Source organism: Nonomuraea sp. NPDC054003, from assembly GCF_055585125.1.
Map to the genome: position 1 here is coordinate 814,481 of NZ_JBVJKR010000001.1, position 21,945 is coordinate 836,425.

Sequence of the window (21,945 nt, forward strand, 5' to 3'; positions counted from 1 at the left end):
GGCGTGGGCGATCGTCTTCGCACGGTCGCGGAATGTCGGTCGGCGTGGCTAATGTGCGGCGAGTGATCGAACGGTGGAGCCGTGATCAGGTCCTCTCCCTCGCCCCCGACGCGTCCTCACGGAAGGCCGCCCAGGGGGTCGCCGCGCCGGGCAGGTGGCCGGTGCGCGGTCTGACGGGCGAGGTGCTGTTCGGCGAGTGCGAGGGCAGCGGCGCCACGCCCTACCAGGCCTGCGTCGACCTGGGCGAGCCCGCCTACCGGTGCAGCTGCCCGAGCCGCAAGTTCCCCTGCAAGCACGCCTTGGGGCTGCTGCTCCTGTGGTCCTCTGACGGCGTCCCGCATGCGGACGGGCTGCCCGCGTGGGCGGGGGAGTGGCTGGCCCAGCGCGAGGCCCGCGCCGCCCGCTCGGCCGCCCGCCTCGAAGCCGCGCCGTCCCCGCCGCCCCGCAACGGCGAGTCGTTGCGGCACGGGCGGGTCGCGGCCGGGCTGGCGGAGCTGGAGCGGTGGCTGGCCGACCAGATCCGCCAGGGCCTGGCCACGGCCGCGCCGCACGACTGGGAAGGCCTGGCCAAACGGCTCATCGACGCCCAGGCGCCGGGGGCGGCCGGCATGGTGACCAGGCTCGCCCGGGTCAGGGACGAGGACGAGTGGCCGGGCCGGCTGCTGGAGGAGCACGCCCTGCTCCACCTCCTCGCCGTCGCCTACCGCAGGCGTGCCGAACTGCCCCCGGAGCTGGCCGAGACGGTGCTGATGCGGGTCGGGTTCCCGGTGACCCGGGAGGAGGTGCTGGCCCGTCCGGTGGTGCGCGACCGGTGGGACGTCCTCGGCCGGCGCGACGAGGAGCAGGACCGGCTCACGGCCCGCCGCGTCTGGCTGCGCGGCCGCTCGACCGGCCGCGCCGCGCTCATCCTGTCCTTCGCCCCCTCTGGCCAGCCCCTCGACGCCTCCCTGGTGACGGGCACCGCCATCGACGCCGACCTCGCCTTCTACCCCGGCGCCGCCCCCCTCCGCGCCCTCGTCGCCCACCGCCACCCACCCGCCCTTCGGGAAGCCGCCGCAGAACACGCGCCGCAGCCCTCGGCTCCTTCGGGAACGCTCGCGGGGCATGCGTCGCCGTCCCTTTCGGGAGCCGGCTCTCCTCGTACGGGCGTGCGCGCCGACGCCCCAGAGGCGCCTCTGACGGGCGGATCGGGCGCTGAGACGGGGTCGTCTACGGGGGATGCGCACGGGGCTTCTTCGGAAGCGGGCGGGGTCGTGCCGGGGATGAGTGCCGACGACGCGATGGGGGAGGTCGCCGCGGCGCTGGCCGCCGACCCGTGGACCGAGTCGTGGCCGCTGGTGCTGACCGGTGTGGTGCCGGGGGAGGCCACGCTGGCCGGGTTCCCGCTGCTGGCCTCGTGGCGCGGGGTGTGGCGGCTGCTCGCCGTGTCCGGCGGGCGGCCGGTGACGGTGGCCGCCGAGTGGACGCCGCGCGGCCTGCGCCCCCTGACGACCTGGGACGAGGACGGGACGGTGGTGATCCTGTGAAGACCGGCGACCCTTCGGCGGCACTCCGGGCGACGGCGAACGACTGGGAGGAGCTGGCCTCGACGGCCCTCGTCGGGACCGACCGCAGACCGTACCCCGGAGACCTGCTCGGCGCCGCCGCCGTCGAGACGGTGCGGCGGCGCGCCGGGCGGCGGCCCGTGGAGCCCGAGGGCGAGGAGGCCGCGCCCGGGGAGGAGCAGGAGCCGGTCGGCCGGCGCGCCGCCGAGCGGCTGGCGCGCATCGTGGGCGGCGAGCACGAGAGGCTGCTGCCCGAATGGCTGGCCGTCGCCGCCGCGACGGGCCGCAGGGTGCCGCCTTACGTGCTGCCCGAGTTGCTCGAACGCGGCCGGTGGGACCGATCCGTGCGCGCCCACCTCGGGGTGATCGCCGGACGGCGCGGCCGGTGGCTCGCCGCGCGCAACCCCGCGTGGGCCTACCTCCTGGACGAGCCGACCGGCGAGACGTGGGAGCTGGGCAGCGCCGCGGACCGGCGCGCCCACCTGCGGCGGCTCAGGAAGCAGGACCCCGCCGGGGCGCGGCGGCTGCTGGAGACCACGTGGGAGCGCGAGACGCCCGACGACCGGGCCGCGTTCACGGAGATGCTGGCCGACGGGCTGTCCATGGACGACGAGCCGTTCCTGGAGTCGGCGCTCGACGACCGGCGGCGCGAGGTGCGCCAGGAGGCCGCCAACCTGCTCACCCGCCTGCCGGGGTCCCGGCTGTCGCGGCGGATGGCCGAACGGGCCCGCGCCTGCCTGACCGTCACGCCCGCCGCGATCCTCGTCGAGCCGCCCGCGGGCTGCGACGGCGTGATGGAGCGCGACGGCATCAGGGCCAAGCCGCCGCGCGGGTTCGGCGAGCGGGCCTGGTGGCTGCAGCAGGTGATCGCCCGCGCGCCGCTGACGATGTGGGGCGAGCCGCCGGAGAGCCTGCTCGCCCGCCGCATCCCCGAGTGGGACGGCGAGGTGAAGGCCGGCTGGGTGCGCGCCGCGGTGCTGCAGCGCGACCCGGCCTGGGCGCGGGCGATGTTCGCCTGGGATCCGATCGCCGACCTGCTGGAGGCGCTCGGCCCTGACGAGCAGCAGGAGCTCGCCGCCGGGTTCACCCTGGGCCACGACCTCGACAGCCAGCTGATCATGGTGCTCGGCGGGGTGTCGCCCTACTGGCGGGAGCCGCTCGCCTCGGCCGTCCTGCACAAGATCGTCAAGGTGGCCGCCAGCCAGCCGTGGAACCTCGACGAGCTGGTCCGGCTGGCCGGCGAACGCCTCGACCCCGGCCTGGCCCCGCTGGCCGAGAGCTACTCGCCCGCGCCGGCCGTCCAGCGGGTGGCCGCCTCGCTGCGCTTCCGCGCCGACATGTTCAAGGAGTTGTCATGACCGTTCTGCGTCCCCACGCGGAAGACCAGTACGCCGACGAGCTGGCCCTGCTCGCCAAGGAGGACGACCGGGCGCGCCCGCCCGGCTGGAAGCTCTCGCCGTGGGCGGTCACCACCTACATCCTCGGCGACGGCGACCGCGTCACCCCCAAGTACGTCGGCGCCCGCCGCATCGTCGAGGTCGCCGTCGCCACCCTGGCGACCGACCGGGCGCTGCTGCTGCTCGGCGTGCCCGGTACGGCCAAGACCTGGCTGTCGGAGCACCTCGCCGCCGCCGTCAGCGGCGACTCGACGCTGCTCGTCCAGGGCACCGCCGGCACCGCAGAGGAGGCCATCCGGTACGGGTGGAACTACGCGCGGCTGCTGGCCGAGGGCCCGTCCCTGGACGCGCTGACGCCGTCCCCGGTGATGCGGGCGATGGCCGAGGGGCGGGTGGCCAGGGTCGAGGAGCTCACCCGCATGCCGTCCGACGTGCAGGACGCGCTGATCACCGTGCTGTCGGAGAAGACGCTGCCGATCCCGGAGCTCAACCGCGAGGTGCAGGCCGAACGCGGCTTCAACGTCATCGCCACCGCCAACGACCGCGACCGCGGCGTCAACGAGCTGTCCAGCGCGCTGCGCCGCCGCTTCAACACGGTCGTGCTGCCGGTGCCCGCCACGGCCGAGGAGGAGGTCGACATCGTCGCCCGCCGCGTCGCCCAGCTCGGCCGCTCGCTGGAGCTGCCCGAGACGGCGACCGCGCTGTCGGAGATCCGCCGCGTCGTGACCGTCTTCCGCGAGCTGCGCGCCGGCCTGACCGAGGACGGCCGCACCAAGGTCAAGTCGCCCAGCGCCACGCTGTCCACCGCCGAGGCGATCTCGGTGCTGACCAGCGGCATCGCCCTGGCCGCCCACTTCGGCGACGGCGTGCTGCGGCCCGCCGACGTGGCCGCCGGCATCGTCGGCGCGGTGGTGCAGGAGCCGGTGTCCGACCGGGTGGTGTGGCGCGAGTACCTGGAGACGGTCGTGCGCGAGCGGTCCGACTGGCGCGACTTCTACCGCGCCTGCCGCGAGGTCTCATGAGCGGCGTCTCCGTCCTGGGCGTCCGCCACCACGGCCCCGGCTCGGCCCGCGCCGTCCGGGCCGAGCTCGAACGCCTGCGCCCCGACATCATCCTCGTCGAGGGCCCGCCGGAGGCCGACTCCCTCGTCCGCCTCGCCCCTGACCTGGAGCCGCCGGTCGCGCTGCTGGCCCACGTCCCCGGCAGCGCGTCCAGCGCCGCCTTCTGGCCGTTCGCCCGCTTCTCCCCGGAATGGCAGGCGATCCTGTACGGGGTCGGGGCGGGCGTCCCGGTCCGCTTCTGCGACCTTCCCGCCGCCCACACCCTCGCGGAGCCCCGGGAACCCGCCGAGCCCCTTCCGGAGTCCGCGGAGGAGACGACGCGGCTCGACCCCATCGGGGCGCTGGCCCACGCCGCCGGATACGACGACCCGGAGCGGTGGTGGGAGGACGTGGTCGAGCACCGGGGCGACACGCCGTTCGAGGTGATCGCCGAGGCCGTGGCCGCCGTCCGGGAAGGGTACGTGCCGGCCGGGCGGGAGGCCAGGCGCGAGGCGTACCTGCGCAAGACCCTGCGTGCGGCGATCAAGGAAGGGCACGGGCGGATCGCCGTGATCTGCGGGGCCTGGCACGTCCCCGCGCTGTCCGGGCCGCTGCCGCCGGTCAAGGACGACAACGCGGTGCTGCGCGGGATGCCCAGGGTGAAGGCGGAGCTGACCTGGGTGCCGTGGACGTACGGGCGGCTGGCCTGGTGGAGCGGCTACGGGGCGGGCATCACCTCGCCCGGCTGGTACGACCACCTGTTCACGGCCCCCGACCGGCCGATCGAGCGGTGGCTGACCGGGGCGGCGGGGGTGCTGCGCGACGAAGGGCTGGCGGTGTCGCCGGCGCACGTGATCGAGGCGTCGCGGCTCGCCCACGGGCTGGCGGCGCTGCGCGGCCGGCCGCTGGCCGGGCTGGGCGAGGTGACCGAGGCGGCCCGGGCGGTGCTGTGCGAGGGTGACGACCTGGCGGTCGAGCTGATCCACCGGCGGCTGGTCGTCGGCGACCGGCTGGGGCTGGTCACCGACGGCACGCCGATGGTGCCGCTCCAGCGTGACCTGCGCGACCAGCAGCGCAAGGTGCGGCTCAAGCCCGAGGCGCTCGACCGTGAGCTCGATCTCGACCTGCGCAAGCCGCTCGACCTGGCGCGCAGCCATCTGCTGCACCGGCTGCGGCTGCTCGGGGTCGGCTGGGGGGAGCCGAGGGAGGCGCGGGGCAAGGGCACGTTCAGGGAGACGTGGCGGCTGCGGTGGGAGCCGGAGTTCGACCTGGCGCTGATCGAGCGGGCGGCTCTCGGCACCACGGTCGCGACCGCCGCGACCCGCCACGCCCGCGACCGCGCCACCGGCACGCCAGTTCCCGGACCGATGCCCGAGGGCTCGCCGGGGCCCAGTGGGACGGCAGGGGGTTCTCCCGGGTCCGGTGGTGGGCCGAGCGGGGCGTCGCAGGGCGGTGGGTCCGGCGGGGTGTCGCTGGCGGAGCTGACCGGGCTGGTGGAGCAGTGCCTGCTGGCCGACCTGCCCGAGGCGCTGCCCGGCGTGCTGGCCGCGCTGTCCGCCAAGGCGGCGCTCGACACCGACGTCACCCGGCTGATGGCGGCGCTGCCGGCGATGGTGCGCGCGCACCGGTACGGCGACGTACGCGGGACCTCGGCCGAAGGGCTGACGGTGATCGTGCGGTCGATGCTCGACCGGATCTGCGTGGGCCTGCCCGTCGCGGTGACCCGGCTGGACGACGAGGCGGCGGCCGGGCTGCTCGGCCACGTCGACGCCGTGCACACGGCCATGGGCCTGCTGGACGAGGGGCCGGGCGGGCCGGATCACGCGGGGGAGCCCGAGCAGCCCGGCGGCGGCGCGGCGTCGCCGCGTGAGCGGTGGCTCGCCACGTTGCTCGGGCTGTGCGGGCGTCAGGATCTGCACGGCCTGGTCGAGGGGAGGCTGACCCGGATCCTGCTCGACGCCGGGGAGATCGACGACGCCGGCGACCGGATGGCCAGAGCCGCGTCACGGGGCGAGGCGCCCGCCAGGACGGCCGCCTGGGTCGAGGGGTTCCTGTCCGGCGGCGGCCTGCTGCTGGTGCACGATCCGCGCCTGTTCGGGCTGGTCGACGAGTGGCTCACGGGGCTCGGCGCGGAGCAGTTCGTCGAGGTGCTGCCCCTGCTGCGGCGTACCTTCGGCAGCTTCGCCGTACCCGAGAGGAGAGCGGTGGGGGAGCGCGTGCGGCAGGGCGGGCGCGCGGCGGAGGCCGCGGAGCCGGAGCTGGACGAGCGGCGCGCGGGAGCGGCCGCGCGCACCGTGCTGGAGATCTTGGGGAGTGCGCATGGCTGACCAGGACGAGCGGCTGCGCCGGTGGCGACTGGTGCTCGGCGGCGGCGACGCCGACGGCACCGGCCACGGCCTGCGGGGCGCCGACGCGGGGATGGACGCGGCGCTGGCCGCCCTCTACGGGCAGGGCGGCGGGGGCGGCAAGGCGGGCGGGCGCGAAGGCGGGCTGGGCGCGTCGGCGCCGCGGGTGGCCCGCTGGCTGGGCGACATCAGGACCTACTTCCCCGCCACGGTCGTCCAGGTGATGCAGAAGGACGCGATCGAGCGGCTCGACCTCACCCGCCTGCTCCTGGAGCCGGAGATGCTGGACGCCGTCGAGCCCGACGTCCACCTGGTGGGCACGCTGCTGTCGCTCAACCGGGTGATGCCCGACCAGGCCCGTGAGTCCGCCAGGGCGGTGGTCCGCGCGGTGGTGGCCGAGCTGGAGAGACGGCTCGCCCAGAAGACCAGGGCGGCCGTCACCGGCGCGCTCGACCGCAGCGCCAGGAACCACCGCCCCAGGCGCGCGGCCGACATCGACTGGGACCGCACGATCCGCGCCAACCTGAAGAACTACCTGCCGGAGCGCGAGACCGTCGTCCCGTCGCGGCTCGTCGGCTACGCGCGCAGACAGCGGGCGGTCCAGCGCGAGGTGGTGCTGGCCATCGACCAGAGCGGGTCGATGGCGGCCTCGGTGGTCTACTCCAGCGTGTTCGGCGCCGTCCTGGCCTCGATGCGCTCGCTCAAGACGTCGCTGGTGGTCTTCGACACGTCCGTGGCCGACCTGACCGACCAGCTGCACGACCCGGTGGAGCTGCTGTTCGGCACGCAGCTCGGCGGCGGCACCGACATCAACAGGGCCATCGCCTACTGCCAGGGCCTCATCACCCGGCCGGCCGACTCGATCTTCGTCCTGATCAGCGACCTGTACGAGGGCGGCATCCGGCGGGAGATGCTGCGCCGGGTGGCCGCGATGACCCAGGCCGGCGTCCAGGTGATCGTGCTGCTGGCCCTGTCCGACGAGGGCGCGCCGTTCTACGACCACGAGAACGCGGCGGCGCTGGCGGCGATGGGCGTGCCCGCGTTCGCCTGCACTCCCGACGCCTTCCCCGATCTGATGGCCGCGGCGATCGAGCGCCGCGACATCGGCCGGTGGGCCGAACGCAACCTTGGCGGCCCCGGCCAGGCAGGTCCCTAGGGCGGACGGCCTACGCCCTGCGCCCGATGTGCCGGCCCGCCGGTTCGCGTAGCTTGACGGATCATGACGATGACTGCGGAGCGCGCCCCCGGCGTGCTCTCCTCCCGATACCGCGGGCTCAGCGTGGGGCTGGTCGCGCTGATCATGCTGGTGGCCTTCGAGGCGATGGCGGTGACCACCGCGATGCCGGTCGTGGCCCGCGAGCTCGGCGGCCTGCACCTGTACAACCTGGCCTTCAGCGCCACGCTGGCGGCGAGCGTGATCGCCACCGTGCTCGGCGGGCGGTGGAGCGACAGGAGCGGGCCGATGCCGCCCATCGCCGCGGGGGTGGCCGCCTTCGTCGCGGGCCTGCTGCTCGCGGGCGCGGCGCCGACCATGGAGGTCCTCGTCGCGGGCCGGTTCGTGCAGGGGCTCGGGGCCGGGCTGATCCAGGTGGCGCTGTATGTGTTCGTGGCCCGGGTCTACCCGCCGGAGCTGCACCCGAAGGTGTTCGCCCTGTTCTCGGCCGCGTGGGTGGTGCCCTCGATGGTGGGGCCGACGATCGCCGGGCTGGTGGCCGAGCATGCCGGCTGGCGGTGGATCTTCTACGGCGTGTCCCTGATCGTGGTGCCCGCGGCGCTGCTGCTCTGGCGGGGCGGCGGCGACCGGGCCACGGGCGGGGCCGGCGCGGCGGACGCCCCGGCGATCGGCGGCAAGCTCGCCTGGGCCGCGCTCACCGCCGTCGCCGCCGCGCTCATCCAGTACGGCAGCGCGCTCGGGCTGGGCGGCGTGCCGCTGCTGGCCGCGGGCGGCGCGCTGCTGGCCGTCGCGCTGCCCCGGCTGCTGCCCGCCGGTTCGCTCCGGGCCGCCCGCGGCCTGCCGAGCGGGCCCGTGCTGCGCGGTCTCGCCTACGGCTCGCTGATGGCCGCCCAGGTCCTGATCCCGCTCATGCTCACCCAGGAGCGCGGCCTGTCGCTGGCCGCCGCGGGCGTGGTGCTGACGGTCGGCGCGCTCGGCTGGTCCGCCGGTTCCTGGATCAAGGGCCGCGGCACGATCGGCAACATGACCGCCCTGCGCGGCGGCGCCCTCATGATCGCGGCCGGCATCTCGCTGGTCTCGCTCGTCCTCGTCGACGCGGTCCCGATCGGGCTCGCGCACGTCGCGATGGCGATCTCCGGGCTGGGCATCGGCATGCTCCACCCCACGGTGTCGGTGCTGGTCCTGGAGATGTCGGCGAAGGGCGAGGAGGGCGGCAACGCGGCGGCGCTCGGGGTCGGCGAGTCGGTGTTCACCGTGGTCGCCGTCGCCGTGAGCGGCGCCCTGTTCACCGCCACCGGGCAGGGCTACCTCGTGGGACTCGCCTTCACCGTCGTGCTCGCTCTCGGCGCCGCGTGGGTTGCCCCCCGTTTCGTCCACCCCGCCGGGGCAGGCACACTGGAGGAGGCCGCGTCATAAGAGGGGGGCTCATGCCGCGAGTGCGGGAGCTGGAGGTGCTTCGTGTCGTGCTGCCCTACGGCAGGCGCACGGAGTGCCTGCTGGTGAAGCTGACCGACTACGGCGGCATGACCGGCTGGGGCGAGGCCGTCAGCCCCGCGCCCAAGTCCTGGTCCAGGCTGGAGGAGACGCTCGGGGCGGTGCTCATCGGCGTCGACTGGGAACACCCCGACAGCGTGCCCAGCGGTGACCCGGCCGTCGACATGGCCTGCTGGGACCTGTGGACCCGGATGCGCGGCGTGCCGCTCGCCGACGCGATCGGCGGCACCCGCACCTCGCTGATGGCGACCGTGCGGCTCACCCCCGACCTGTCGATAGAGAGCCTGGTGACGCGGGTCAACCAGCAGGTGTGCGCCGGCTACGGCCACGTGACGCTCGACGTGCGGCCCGGCTGGGACGTGGAGCCGGTCCGGGCCGTGCGCGCCGCCTACCCCGCGCTCACGCTCGCCGTCGACTGCGGCAACGCCTACACCGACGGCGGCCAGCTCGTCGCGCTCGACGCCTACGGGCTGGAGGTGATCGAGCGCCCCTTCCCGGCCGGCGACGTGTACGCGCACGCCGACCTGCAGGACCAGGTGAGCGCCTCGGTCGCGGTCGAGGTCCACCGCACGGCCGACCTCGACGACTACCTGACGCTGCGCGCGGCCAGGGTGCTGCTGCTGCGGCCGTCCGCCTTCCCGTCGATCAGCGAGACCCGCCGCGCCCATGACCGCGCGGTCGCGGCCGGGTGGGACATCCAGTGCGCGGGCGGTCAGGGCGCCGGGCTGGCCAGGGCGGCCACCGTCGCCGTCGGCAGCCTGCCGGGCTGCACGCTGCCGTGCGACGTGACGCAGCCGCCGCGCAACAACCAGATCGTCACCCCGATCGTGGGCGCGAACGCGGGCGTCATCGCCGTCCCGTTCACCCAGCCCGGCCTCGGCCACACCGTCGACGAGACCCGGCTGCGCCGCCTGGCGAAGGACTACTTCACCTTCACCGGCTGAGCCGGATTCGGCCGAGCGGGCGCTAGGCCTTGCCGCAGCCCGCCGAGAGGTCCGTGGCGGAGCTCTCGTCAGGGTCCGCGGTCTTCTTCGGCGTCTTCGAGGGCGACGGCGTGGCGGTGGCCGCGAGGGTGGCCGCAGAGGTGGCCTCGGGGGTGGCGTCCGGGGTGGCCTCGGGGGTGGCCTCGGGGGTGGCCTCGGAACTGGCCTCGGGGGTGGCCGAGGCCGCGACCGGCGCGGCGCCGGTGGATTCGCGGAGCGCCTTGCGGACGAGCTTGCGGATCTCCCGCCAGTCGGGGTCGTACGTCTTGATCAGCGGCGGCACGAACTGGACGCTGGTCGCCTTCGCGTCCTGTGCCTTCAGCGCGAGCGGCACCAGATGGGTCAGCATGTCGCGGGGGATGTCGGTCTCGACCAGATCCTCGGTCGCCCCGGCGATCGCGGTGAACCTGGACAGCACCGTCGCCGGGTCCGCCTGGTGGAGCAGCGCGCTGATCACGCATCGCTGGCGGCCCATCCGGGTGTAGTCGTCGCTGTTGGTGCGGGAGCGGGCGTACCACATGGCGTCCGCGCCCTTCAGCCTGCGCGTGCCGGCCTTCACCAGGCCCTCGTTGTACTTGCCGAAGACCACGTCCTGCTCGACGGTGATGGTGACGCCGCCGATCGCGTCGATCAGCCGGGCGAACCCCCACATGTTGACCAGCGCGTACCAGTCGACCTCCAGCCCCAGCGTGTGGCCGATGGTCTCCATCAGCACCCCGGGGCCCTGGTCACGCTTGCCGCCGAAGATCTCCGGGTGCGCGTCGGAGTACTCCCAGACGCTGTTGAGCAGGTCGCTGCGGCCGCCGGCGGCGTCGGCCGGCAGGCGGAAGCCGTCGGGGAAGCGCTCGGCCATCGGCGTGCCCGGCTTGAACCGCACGTTCTCCAGGTTGCGCGGCAGGCTGAACAGGACCGTGTTGCCCGTCTTCACGTCCACGCTGGCCAGGTGCATGCTGTCGGTGCGCACGCCCGGCCGGTGGTCGTCGGCGTCGCCGCCCAGCAGCAGGATGTTCACCCGCTCCCGGCCGGCCCACGGGTCCTCGGCCGGCACCGGCCGGTCGCCGTCGGCCTGCGGGTCCGTCCCCGGGTTCTTGAAGATGTGGTTGATCGTCTCCCGGCCCGTCCACGCGTACTGCGTGACCAGCGCGAACGGCGTGAGCACCGCGACGGCGAGCAGCCCGGCGAGCGCGCCGGTGACGATCTGCTCGGCCTGGCGCAGCAGGCCGGGCCGCAGCACCGTGAACGAGTGCACGATCAGGGTGAACCACGCGATGCCCAGCAGGCCCGCGGCGAAGGTGCCCAGCACCAGCGAGGTGTCGTCGACGAGCACCCCGGCCAGGGAGCCCAGGTCGGTGGTCAGCCAGAGGGCGAGGAGCCCGAGCAGGGCGGCGGCGTACACGCTGAGCAGCGTCAGGCCCGTCCTGCGCCACCCCGCCTTCAGGTGGGCGGCGCCGGGCGCCAGCGCAGCGAGCACCAGCCAGCCGACGAGCCGTAGCGCACCCACCCGAATCCTCCCCTGGAACACCAGATCACCGCTTCCCCGAAGTTCATCACATAGGCCCGAATCGAGGCGGCAGCCTACGGACAAAATACGAAATCTATGTTTATGAATGGATGAACATCTGTCACCGAATAAGATTCGGTCCATGGCGTTCACCGAGATCCAGTACGGCGTGGCCGACCAGGTCGCGACCATCACCCTGTATCGCCCCGACCGGCTCAACGCGTTCACGCTGACCATGCGCGCCGAGCTGATCGAGGCCTTCGACCTGGCCGACGCCGACGACGAGGTGCGCGCGGTGGTCGTCACCGGCGCGGGCCGGGCCTTCTGCGCGGGCGCCGACCTGAGCGGCGGCGGCGGCACGTTCGGCCGGTCCGGACGCGAGGCCGAGCTGGTGAACGGCTATCCGCGTGACGGCGGCGGCACTGTCGCGCTGCGCGTCGCCCGATCGCTCAAGCCCGTCATCGCCGCGATCAACGGCGCCGCCGTCGGCGTCGGCCTCACGATGACGCTGCCGATGGACATCCGGCTGGCCGCCGACACCGCCAAGCTCGGGTTCGTCTTCGCCCGCCGCGGCATCGTGCCCGAGGCCGCCTCCAGCTGGTTCCTGCCCAGGATCGTCGGCATCGCGCAGGCCATGGAGTGGGCCGCCACCGGCAGGGTCTTCGGCGCCGCCGAAGCGCTGGAAGGCCGGCTGGTGTCACGCGTCTACCCGGGAGAGGAACTGCTGCCCGCCGCGTACGCGCTCGCCCGCGAGATCGCCGAGAACACCTCCGCGGTGTCGGTGGCCGCCGTGCGCAGGCTGATGTGGTCGGGGCTGTCGGCGTCCTCGCCGTGGGAGGCGCACGCGGCCGACTCCCGGCTCATGACCGAGCTGGGCCCCGCCGCCGACGCGGCCGAGGGCGTCACCGCGTTCCTGGAGAAGCGGCCGCCCGCCTTCCCGATGTCCGTCGGCGAGGACCTCCCCCCGGGAGTGCCGTCGTGGCCCGATGATCCGTATGGTGGCTGACATGTACGAGACGACCGTGCTCGCCATGCCGCCCGACTACGAAGGCGAGGTCGTGGCGACCCTGATCTCCAAGCGGACCGGATCGCGCCGGGCGGTGCTCTACATCCACGGCTTCACCGACTACTTCTTCCAGGACCACCTGGCCGACCACTACGTCGGGCACGGCATCGACTTCTACGCGCTCGACCTGCGCAAGTACGGCCGCTCGCTGCTGCCGCACCAGACCCGCGGCCTGGTGCGCAGCGTCACCGAGTACTTCCCGGAGATCGACGAGGCCGTCCGCCTGATCCGGCGCGACCACGACGAGCTGACCATCAACGCCCACTCCACCGGCGGGCTCATCGCCCCGCTCTGGGCCGACCGGGTCCGCGGCCGCGGCCTGGTGCAGGGGCTCGTGCTCAACAGCCCCTTCTTCGACCTCAACGTCTCCCGCCCGCTCCGCCTGGCCGCCGACCTGCTCAAGACCCCGCTCTCGTACGTGCTCAGGCCGCTCCCGCTCGGCTCCAGCCACGCCTACGGCCACAGCCTCCACCGCGACCACGGCGGCGAGTGGCACTACGACCTGGAGCTGAAGCCGCTCGGCGGGTTCCCGGTGCACGCCACCTGGCTGGCCGCCATCCGGCGCGCCCAGCGCCGCCTGCAATGCGGGCTGAAGGTGGACGTGCCCGTGCTCGTCCTCGCCGCGGGCAAGGGCCTGCGGGTACGGGACTTCGTACCGGAAGCACGCTCGGCCGACATCGTGCTCGACCCGGAACACATGGCCCGCTGGGCGACCTCGCTCGGCCCGCACGTCACGTGCGTGCGCGTCGACGGCGGCGTGCACGACCTGGTGCTGTCGGCCGAGCCGGTGCGCAAGCAGGTGTTCGCCGAGCTCGACCGCTGGATGGCCACCTATGTCGGGTCGCGTCCAGCGGCCGGGCTGACGTAGTCCGCGCCGATGCGGCCCCTACCAGGGGAACGAGAACAGCCCGTAGTAGGCCGCAGCGACCAGCAGCAGGCCGGTGCCGCCCAGCACGCCCGCGATCGCCACGTGCTGCCAGCGGCTCGGCCGCATGCCCTCGCGCAGGCCCGACACCACCGCGGCCACCGCGGTGACCTCCTGGATGAGCATCAGCACCGCGAGCACCCGCACCACGAGCCAGCCCGCCAGCACCGCCGGCCAGGCCCCCGCCTGGTTGATGCTGAACAGCACCAGCAGCATGATGAACGCCACCACCGACAGCAGCAGGCCGAGACCGGTCCACACCATCTTGGCCAGCCTGCGCCTGATCGGCGGCCACAGCCTGGCGTTCAGCTCCGGGATGTGATGCCGGCCGCGCAGCCGTACCACCATCGCCGCGACCGGGCCCGCCACGTAGCCGACGGCGGCCAGGCAGATCGTCAGGCCCAGCATCGTGCCGCCCGCGTACCACGGCGCGGCCGGCACGTCGGCCGCCTGGAACCGCTGCACCGGCGTCGCCCCCGCGACGTGCGCCGTGGGCTTGGCGGTGGCCGGCAGGCCGAGGATCCAGTTGGCGAGCGTGTCGAGGTAACCGGCGGTGAAGTCGCCGCCGCGCACCCGCATCGCGTGGTCGCCCTCGGCCATGAAGCGGATCGTGTAGCGGTCGTTCCCGGCCGCCTTCATGCCGCGCAGCAGGGCGTCCGTCGACTCCACGAACGGGATCGACGGGTCGGTGGTGCCGTAGAAGGCCAGCACCGGCTGCTCGATCCGGTCCAGCGCGGGCTGCGCGTCATAGCGCAGGAAGTCGAAGCCGACCGCGCCCATCGCCCTGGTCAGCAGGTCGCGCACACCCACCGGGGCGCGCAGCCGCAGCAGCTGCTCGTTCAGCGCCCAGGCGACCTGCCGCAGCGGCGAGACGTTCGGCGACGAGACCAGCACCACGAACCCGACGCTCGCGCTCTTGGCCGCGGCGATCGGCACCACCCAGCCGCCCTCGCTCACGCCCCAGACGCCGACGCGGACCGGGTCGACGTCGGAGCGGGTGCGCAGATACTCGACCATGCGCAGCGCGTCGTCCGCGAGCAGCGAGAAGTCGCGGTCGCGGAAGTTGTAGCCGACCGTCCGCTTGTCGAACGCCAGCGTCACCACACCCGACCGGGACAGGAACTCCGCCTGCGGCGTGAACTCCGTCCGCGACCCGTTGCCGGAGCCCGACACGAACACCATCGCCGGGTAGCGGCCCGGCTTCACCGGAAATCGGACCGTTCCGTGAAGCGTCTGCCCTTCGGCCCGGACCGAGATCTCCTCTTCCCGGAAGTCGGAGACCCTCGCCACCGGGCGCAGCTCCGCGGGGGGCTGGGGAGGCAGCGATTGTAATGCGACATCGGCCTTGAGCGGCGGCGGGTCGAACGCGGGCGGCAGGATGTACCCGACGGACGCCAGAGCCACCAGCAACAGACCGGCGGCAACGCTCAGAATGCCACGGCCAGTCCGCATCGGCCTCCCCATGTGCGTTGGTTTGCCCGTCGATCTTTCAGCTTACTCCCAGCTCATGTGGCGCAGGGGGCCGCATTTGTCAGCGGGACCTGTTAGCTTCCTGCGAATGCGGATCCTGCACACCTCCGACTGGCACCTGGGCCGCTCGTTCCACCGCGAGAGCCTGCTCGACGGGCAGGCGGCGTTCGTCGACCACCTGGTGGAGACCGTGCGGGCCGAGCGGGTCGACGTCGTGCTCGTCGCCGGCGACGTCTACGACCGGGCGCTGCCGCCGGTCGACGCCGTCGCGCTGTGCAACGAGGCGCTGCGCCGCCTGCGGGAGGCAGGCGCGCGCACGATCCTGATCAGCGGCAACCACGACTCGGCGCGCCGGCTCGGCTTCGGCGCCGCCCTGATCGAGGCGTCGGGCGTCCACCTCCGCACCGACCCCGCCCAGGCGTGGGAGCCCGTGGTGATCGACGACGTCGCCTTCTACGGCATCCCCTACCTGGAGCCCGAGCTGGTCCGCCGCCCTTGGGAGCTGACCGAGCGCAGCCACACCGCCGCGCTCACCCACGCCATGGACCGCGTCCGCGCCGACGCCGCCCGCCACCCCCGCTCGGTGGTGCTCGCGCACGCGTTCGTGACCGGGGGAGCGGCCAGCGACAGCGAGCGCGACATCAGCGTCGGCGGGGTCGCGCACGTCCCGCTGGCGGCCTTCGCCGGGGTCGACTACGTCGCGCTCGGCCACCTCCACGGCCGCCAGCGCATGTCCGAGACGGTCCGCTACTCCGGCTCCCCGCTGGCCTACTCGTTCTCCGAGGCGGGGCAGCTCAAGGGGTCCTGGCTGGTGACGCTCGGCCCGGGGAAGGAGGCCGCGGCGGAGTTCGTGCCCGCGCCGGTGCCGCGCCCCGTCGGCCGCCTCTCGGGCCGGCTCGACGACCTGCTCACCTCGCCCCGGTACGAGTACGTCGAGGATCACTGGCTGCAGGTCGTCCTCACCGACCCCGTACGGCCGCGCGCCGCCATGGACCGGTTACGCGCCCGCTTCCCTCACACACTGGCCCTGTCCTTCGAGCCGGAAGGCGAGCGGGCCGCGCCCGCGCCGGCCAGGCTGCAGGGGCGGCCGGAGGCGGAGGTCGCGCTCGACTTCGTCCGCGAGGTGCGCGGCGAGCCTGCCACACGCGAAGAGCAAGAGCTGCTAAGACGGGCCATCGAGGAGTCGAGGGTGAAGGAGACGATGGCGTAGATGCGGCCGCACCGGCTCTCGCTGACGGCGTTCGGGTCCTTTCCCCGGCCCGAGACGGTCGACTTCGACGCCTTGACCGAATCGGGGCTGTTCCTCGTGCACGGGCCGACGGGGGCGGGCAAGACCACCGTCCTCGACGCCCTCTGCTTCGCCCTCTACGGGCAGGTGCCCGGCCAGCGCAACAGCGCCCGCAGCCTGCGCTGCGACCACGCCCCGCCCGGGGCGGGGCCGTCCGTGACGCTCGAAGTGAGCATCCGGGGCCGCTTATTCCGCATCCACCGCTCCCCGGCCTGGCAGCGGCCCAAGCTCCGCGGCACCGGCTACACCGAGGAGAAGGCCAAGGTCATCGTCGAGGAGCGGCGCGGCTCCGGCTGGGTCGGGCTGACCACCCGCGCCGACGAGGCGGGCGACCTGGTGGGCGGGCTGCTGGGGATGAACGCCGACCAGTTCTGCCAGGTGGCGATGCTGCCGCAGGGCGACTTCGCGCGCTTCCTGCGCGCCGACGGGCTGGAGCGCCGCAAGCTGCTGGAACGGCTGTTCACCGTCAAGATCTTCACCCAGGCCGAGGCGTGGCTGGCCGAGCACCGCAAGCAGGCGTTCCGGTCGCAGCAGGAGCTGCGCCAGCAGGTGGAGTACGCCGTCCACCGAGTCGCCGAAGCCGCCGGCCCCGCCCTCCTCCACCCCACCCCTCCTGAGCCCACCCCCGCCCCTGCCGGCCTTCACCCCGCCTCGACAGGGACCACTTCCACTCCGAACCCCGTCGGCCTCCCGTCCGTCCCGACGGAGACCACTCCTGTCGCTGACTCCGCCGACTTTCACTCCATCCCGACGGAGACCGACCCCGCTGGGTTCCACCTCACCTCGGCGGAGAACGCGACCGGTTCCACTCCGCCGGGCGTCAGGTCCGTTCCGACGGAGAGGGCCGCTTCGCTGGAGGCCGGTGTCGCTCCTGAGCCGCCTGCTCCGGAGGAGGACCCCGTGTCCTGGGCGGGTCTCCTTCTGAAGGCCGCCGAGGCCGCCGTCTCCCGCGGCGCCGACGACCAGGCCGAGGCCGAGGAGGCGTGGCGCGCCGCGACCGGGCGGTTCGACCGGGCGTCCGCTCTCGCCGAACGGCAGCGCCGCCACGCCGAGGCCCTGACCCTGCGCCGCACCCTCGACGAGCGGGCCGAGGAACGCGCCGAGCTTCAGGCCATCCTCGACGACGCCCATCGCGCAGGCTCCGTCGTCCCGCTCATCGCCGCCGTCCGCCAGCGCACGGAAGCCGCGGCCAAGGCCCGCGCCCTCGCCGCCGACGCCCTGGCCCGCGCGCGGCCGATCCTCCTCCGTACCCCCGGAGGCCTCGACGAGCCGTCGGAAGTGGCCGGGTGGGTGGCTCCCGAGCGGCTCGCCGTCCTCGAAAGGGAACGCCGGAGCGAGATCGCCCGCCTGTCCGAGCTGCTCACCGAGGAAGCACGGCTGCTCGTCGTACGGCGGGACCTCGCCCGGCTGGAGGAGGAGCTGACCGCTCTCGGACGCGAGGACGAGCAGGTGAGTGAGCGGCTGGCCGCCCTGCCGGCGCTCATCGAGGAGGGCGAGCGGAGGCTGGCCGGGGCGCGCGCCGCCGCCGCCCGGATCCCGGCGGTCGAGGCCGTACGAGAGGTCGCGGCCCGCCTGATCGAGACCGATCGGGAGCTCGCCCGGCTGGCCACCGAGCTGGAGGCGCTGGGGGAGCAGGAGGCGGAGGTCGCGGCCGCCGAGGCGGAGCTGCCCGAGCGGGTCGCCGAGGCCGCCGCCCGGCTGGCGGAGGTACGCGCCGAGGCGGCGGGCATCCCGGCGGCGGCCGCCGTCCTGGACTCGGCCCGCACGACGCTCGACCAGGCCCGCCGCCGCGACGCGCTCGCCGCCGAGCTGGAGGACGCCCGGGCCGTGCACCAGGAGGTCGTCGACCGGGCACAGAACCTGCGCGAGCGCTGGCTCGACATCCGTCAGGCCCGCATCGACGGGATGGCCGCCGAGCTGGCCCGCGACCTCGCCGACGGGCGGCCGTGCACGGTCTGCGGCTCCGACCACCACCCGCACCCGGCGTCCCCTGCGCCCAGCGCGCCCTCACCGGACGACGAGCTCGACGCCGAGCGCGAGCACGAGGCGGCGGTCGCCGAGCGCGAGTCCGCCGAGCGGGTGCTCGCCTCCCTGGACTCCCGCCACGCCGACGCGCTGGCCGCCACGGCGGGGCTGGCCGTCGAGGACGCCGAGGCCGGGGTGGAGGAAGCCGAACGGGAGCTGACCCGCCTCCGCGAGGTCGCCGACCGCGAGCCGCGCCTGGCGGCCGAGCTGGAGCGGGCGGAGGCGGAGCGCGAACAGGTCCGCGACCGCGCCCGCGAACTGGGCGAGACCCTCGCCGCCCACCGCACCCACACCGCCCACCTGCGAGCCGAACGCGCCCGCCTCCACACCCGCCTCACCCTGCGCGACGTCATCGAGAACGCCGCCCCACGTCACCTTGAGAACGCCACACAGCACCCGGACACCTCCGACGAGGCAAGAGGCCTCGATCAGGAGGACGTACGTGGGTTGGCGGATGGCGAGGATGTCCGGCGGGAGAGCGTGCGTGAGTCGGGTCTGCTGGACGGTGAGAGCGCCCAGCGGGAGAAGGTCCGGCGGGAAAGCGTGCGCGAGTCGTCGCATCTGCTGGACGGTGAGGAGGTCCGGCAGGAGGACGTGCGTGGGTCGGCGGACGGTGAGGAGGTCCGGCAGGAGGACGTGCGTGGGTCGGCGGACGGTGAGGAGGTCCGGCAGGAGGACGTGCGTGAGGCGTTGCGCCTGCTGGATCGGGAGGTCGCCCGGCTGCGGGAGGTCGCAGGGGAGGAAGGCGCGCTGGTCGCGGAGGTGACGCGGCGCGGGCGTGAGAGGGAGGCGCTCCAGGAGGAGGCGCGGCGGGTGGCCACGAGGCTGGCCGCCGGCCGGACCCGCCAGGAGGAGCTGAGCGCCGATGCCGCCCGGCTGGGCGCCAGGCTGGACGAGGCGCGCGGCGACGACCCCACGATCACGGCCCGGCTGACCAGGCTCACCGACGAGGCCGAACTCCTGGGGGAGGCGCTGGAGGCGACCAGGGCGGCCGTGGCTGCGGAAGGCGAGCGGGTCACGGCCCACGACGCCGCTCAGGAGGCGGCGCGTGAGGCCGGGTTCGCCGACACCGCCGACGCCTCGGCCGCCGCCAGGAGCGCCGCCGAGCTGGAGAGCAAGGCCGAGACGCTGCGCAGGCTCGACGACCAGCTCGCCGCCGTCACCGCCGTACTCGAGGACCCGGAGCTGACCGCGGCGGCCGCGGAGCCGGCGCCTGACCTGGCGCGGCTGTCCGCAGAGAGGGACGAGGCCGAGCGGGCCCGCACCGCCCTGGCCTCCGCCCGCGACCGGGCCGAAGCCAGGGCCGACCGGCTGGCCGAGCTGCGCGAGGAGCTGGCCGGATGCGTGGCCCGGTGGCGGCCCGCCGCCGAGCGCCACAAGCTGGCCGAGCAACTGGCCGCGCTGGCCGCCGGCACGTCCGGCGACAACCAGTGGAGCATGAGCCTGTCCTCCTACGTGCTCGGCGAACGCCTCCGCCAGGTCGTGGACGCCGCCAACGACCGCCTCGACCACATGTCCGGCGGGCGCTACCTGCTCCGCCACGACCTGGCCAAGACCGCCGGGTCCCGGTCGCGCTCCGGCGGCGGCCTGGGTCTCCGGGTGTTCGACGGGTGGACCGGGGTCGAGCGTGATCCGGCCACGCTGTCCGGCGGGGAGAGCTTCATCACCTCTCTGGCGCTGGCTCTCGGCCTGGCCGACGTGGTGACGGCCGAGGCGGGCGGCGCCGAGATCGGCACGCTCTTCGTCGACGAGGGGTTCGGCACCTTGGACGAGGACACCCTCGACGGCGTGCTCGACATCCTCGACGGCCTGCGTGACGGCGGCCGCGCGGTGGGCATCGTCAGCCACGTGGCCGAGTTGCGCTCGCGCATCCCCGCCCAGCTCAAGGTGACCAAGACCCGCACCGGCTCCACCTTGGCGGCGACCACCGGTTAGGCCCCGTTTCCGCGGATCACCGTAATCGCTGATCTGCGACGATGTGGCACGTGCGGAAACGCGGCAGGCCAGGTGAGGCGGCCTGGACCCCGCGAATACCGCCGAATGCGACGTAACGGCCCAGGCGGCTCCGTATACTCCCGCACGTCGTCGATCGGGAGGTCTGATCGTATGCGTGGCGCCGGGTTGACAGCCGTGCTCCTGGTCACCGCGGTCGCGGGATGCGGCGGTGCCCCCGAGCGGGCCGGCCCGTCGTCGCCCTCTCCCACCGCCGCGTCGCCCACTGCGGCGTCGCCCTCCGCCGCGCCTTCGGCCTCCGTTTCCGGAGCCGGTTACGTGCGCGAGGGCCTGGTCGGGTTCCACGCGTCCAACCCGTTCCGGGTCGAGGTCCGTACGGTCGAACGGCACGAGGAGCTGACCGTGCTGAGGATGGAGATCTCGACCACGGAGGACACCAAGACGCCAGGCGGGTTCGGGTACGACGGGCTCCCCGGACAGAGCGTCACCTTCGGCAGGTTCAGGCTGCTCGACCCCGTGGGCGGGAAGATGTACCTCACACTGCGGGAGAAGTCCGGGGAGCGGGCGTTCGGCACCCGCCACGGCGACGGGTATCCCGAGGATTTCGAGCCGGGCGTGCGCTATCCGGTCGAGGTGTACTTCCCGCCGCTGCCCGGCGGCGTGAAGAGCGTCTCGCTCGTACCCGATCTGGCGATGGCCCCCACCACCGGCATCCCCGTCACCGACGGAGCCCCGCCGCCCGTCGCCAGGAAGCGCGGTGAGGGCGGGGAACACCAGTGGCCGGTGGTGCTCCCCGAGGGCGACCACTGGTCCGGGGTGTCCGGGCTGAACGAGCTGGTCGAGACCCCGGAGAAGACCACGTTCCAGGAAGGCGGCCAGGAGACCGTGGCGCTCCGCACCGACGTGCTCTTCGCCTTCGACAAGGCGACGCTGTCGGACAAGGCCGCGGCCATCCTGGACGAGGCCGTCGAGGAGACCCGCGAGCGCGCCGACCCGGACAAGCCGCCCATCCTCATCGAAGGGCACACCGACAGCAAGGGCGGCGGCACCTACAACCAGCGGCTGTCGGTCGAGCGTGCCGAGGCCGTCCGCGACTACCTGGTGGCCAAGCTCGGCGGTGACTACACGTACAAGGCCGAAGGCAAGGGTGAGAACGAGCCGATCGCCAGGAACGAGAAGCGGGACGGCGGCGACGACCCCGAGGGCCGGGCCCGCAACCGGCGGGTCGAGATCTCGTACACGATCAAGCGGGATCGGCCCGACGTCACGGTCACCACGGGGACGGCGACGGACGTCAGGGGCTCCACCCGCGAGCCCGCCCCTTACCGGGCCGAGGCGGGGCCGGTCGTCGGTTCGCTGGAGTGGCCGCGCTCCGAGGGCCGGCTGCGGGTGGACTTCCACCCCTTCTACCGTGACGGGGCCTATCTGGTGGCGGTGTTCGACGTGGTGTCGGTTAAGGACCACTACATCCCGATACCCGACCCGTTCAAGGGGTTCGCCCACCACTTCTCGTCCGCGTCCGACTACGGGGCGTTCATCCTGGTGGATCCGGAGACCCAGGCGCGCTACCACCCGCTCAAGATGCACACCGAGTTCGTCGAGAACTCCGTGCTCGCCCTGGAGAAGGGTGAGGTCAACCGCTCGTACGTGTACTATCCGGCGCCCGCCGACGACGTCACGTCCATCACCCTGGAGGCGGCCGACCTGGGCGAGGTGAAGGACATCCCCGTGTCGTGACCG

General features: G+C 74.0%; 14 protein-coding genes. 12 read left to right on the forward strand and 2 right to left on the reverse strand.

Going from position 1 to position 21,945, the window contains the following annotated elements:
• Positions 1-62: 62 nt before the first annotated feature.
• The 7 genes from ACZ6YG_RS03460 (at position 63) to ACZ6YG_RS03490 (ending at position 9,938) form a co-directional block, all read left to right on the forward strand.
• On the forward strand, positions 63-1,526 hold the full coding sequence (locus ACZ6YG_RS03460) for an SWIM zinc finger family protein (protein ID WP_466017101.1): 1,464 nt from the start codon (positions 63-65) through the stop codon (positions 1,524-1,526).
• The gene (locus tag ACZ6YG_RS03465) at positions 1,523-2,902 is read left to right on the forward strand and encodes a DUF5691 domain-containing protein (RefSeq protein WP_261808429.1); all 1,380 of its coding nucleotides are present in this window, start codon (positions 1,523-1,525) and stop codon (positions 2,900-2,902) included. Before ACZ6YG_RS03460 ends, ACZ6YG_RS03465 begins: the two co-directional genes overlap by 4 nt.
• Entirely contained in the window at positions 2,899-3,963 is a 1,065-nt protein-coding gene (locus ACZ6YG_RS03470) for an ATP-binding protein (protein WP_148030534.1), read from the forward strand. Before ACZ6YG_RS03465 ends, ACZ6YG_RS03470 begins: the two co-directional genes overlap by 4 nt.
• Complete coding sequence (locus ACZ6YG_RS03475) at positions 3,960-6,308, forward strand: DUF5682 family protein (protein ID WP_466017102.1); 2,349 nt, start codon at positions 3,960-3,962, stop codon at positions 6,306-6,308. Before ACZ6YG_RS03470 ends, ACZ6YG_RS03475 begins: the two co-directional genes overlap by 4 nt.
• Positions 6,301-7,482, forward strand: coding sequence for a VWA domain-containing protein (locus ACZ6YG_RS03480; protein ID WP_148030536.1), 1,182 nt, complete (start codon positions 6,301-6,303; stop codon positions 7,480-7,482). The genes ACZ6YG_RS03475 and ACZ6YG_RS03480 overlap by 8 nt, the downstream gene beginning before the upstream one ends.
• A gap of 63 nt (positions 7,483-7,545) precedes the next feature.
• Complete coding sequence (locus ACZ6YG_RS03485; protein ID WP_261808430.1) at positions 7,546-8,916, forward strand: MFS transporter; 1,371 nt, start codon at positions 7,546-7,548, stop codon at positions 8,914-8,916.
• 11 nt (positions 8,917-8,927) lie between these two features.
• Positions 8,928-9,938, forward strand: a complete 1,011-nt coding sequence (locus ACZ6YG_RS03490; protein ID WP_219545380.1) for an enolase C-terminal domain-like protein — start codon at positions 8,928-8,930, stop codon at positions 9,936-9,938.
• A 22-nt stretch (positions 9,939-9,960) separates the two neighbouring features.
• On the opposite strand, the gene ACZ6YG_RS03495 is transcribed toward ACZ6YG_RS03490, so the two are convergent.
• Complete coding sequence (locus ACZ6YG_RS03495) at positions 9,961-11,478, reverse strand: LCP family protein (protein WP_466017103.1); 1,518 nt, start codon at positions 11,476-11,478, stop codon at positions 9,961-9,963.
• A 142-nt stretch (positions 11,479-11,620) separates the two neighbouring features.
• Here ACZ6YG_RS03495 and ACZ6YG_RS03500 point away from each other — a divergent pair, with 142 nt between their 5' ends.
• Complete coding sequence (locus ACZ6YG_RS03500) at positions 11,621-12,484, forward strand: enoyl-CoA hydratase-related protein (protein WP_148030537.1); 864 nt, start codon at positions 11,621-11,623, stop codon at positions 12,482-12,484.
• Between the two features lies 1 nt (position 12,485).
• Positions 12,486-13,412 carry an alpha/beta hydrolase gene (locus ACZ6YG_RS03505; RefSeq protein WP_148030538.1) on the forward strand — a complete coding sequence of 309 codons (927 nt, stop codon included), beginning with the start codon at positions 12,486-12,488 and terminating at the stop codon, positions 13,410-13,412.
• Positions 13,413-13,430: 18 nt separating this feature from the next.
• Here the strand turns inward: ACZ6YG_RS03505 and ACZ6YG_RS03510 are convergent, their stop codons facing one another.
• Complete coding sequence (locus tag ACZ6YG_RS03510; RefSeq protein WP_466017104.1) at positions 13,431-14,921, reverse strand: alpha/beta hydrolase family protein; 1,491 nt, start codon at positions 14,919-14,921, stop codon at positions 13,431-13,433.
• 106 nt (positions 14,922-15,027) lie between these two features.
• On the opposite strand from ACZ6YG_RS03510, the gene ACZ6YG_RS03515 reads away from it, so the two are divergent.
• The 3 genes from ACZ6YG_RS03515 to ACZ6YG_RS03525 all read left to right on the forward strand — a co-directional run bounded on the left by ACZ6YG_RS03515 (position 15,028) and on the right by ACZ6YG_RS03525 (position 21,942).
• Positions 15,028-16,149, forward strand: a complete 1,122-nt coding sequence (locus tag ACZ6YG_RS03515) for an exonuclease SbcCD subunit D (protein WP_466017105.1) — start codon at positions 15,028-15,030, stop codon at positions 16,147-16,149.
• Entirely contained in the window at positions 16,150-20,187 is a 4,038-nt protein-coding gene (locus ACZ6YG_RS03520; protein ID WP_466017106.1) for an AAA family ATPase, read from the forward strand.
• 195 nt (positions 20,188-20,382) lie between these two features.
• Positions 20,383-21,942, forward strand: a complete 1,560-nt coding sequence (locus ACZ6YG_RS03525) for an OmpA family protein (protein WP_466017172.1) — start codon at positions 20,383-20,385, stop codon at positions 21,940-21,942.
• The last annotated feature ends 3 nt before the right edge of the window (positions 21,943-21,945 follow it).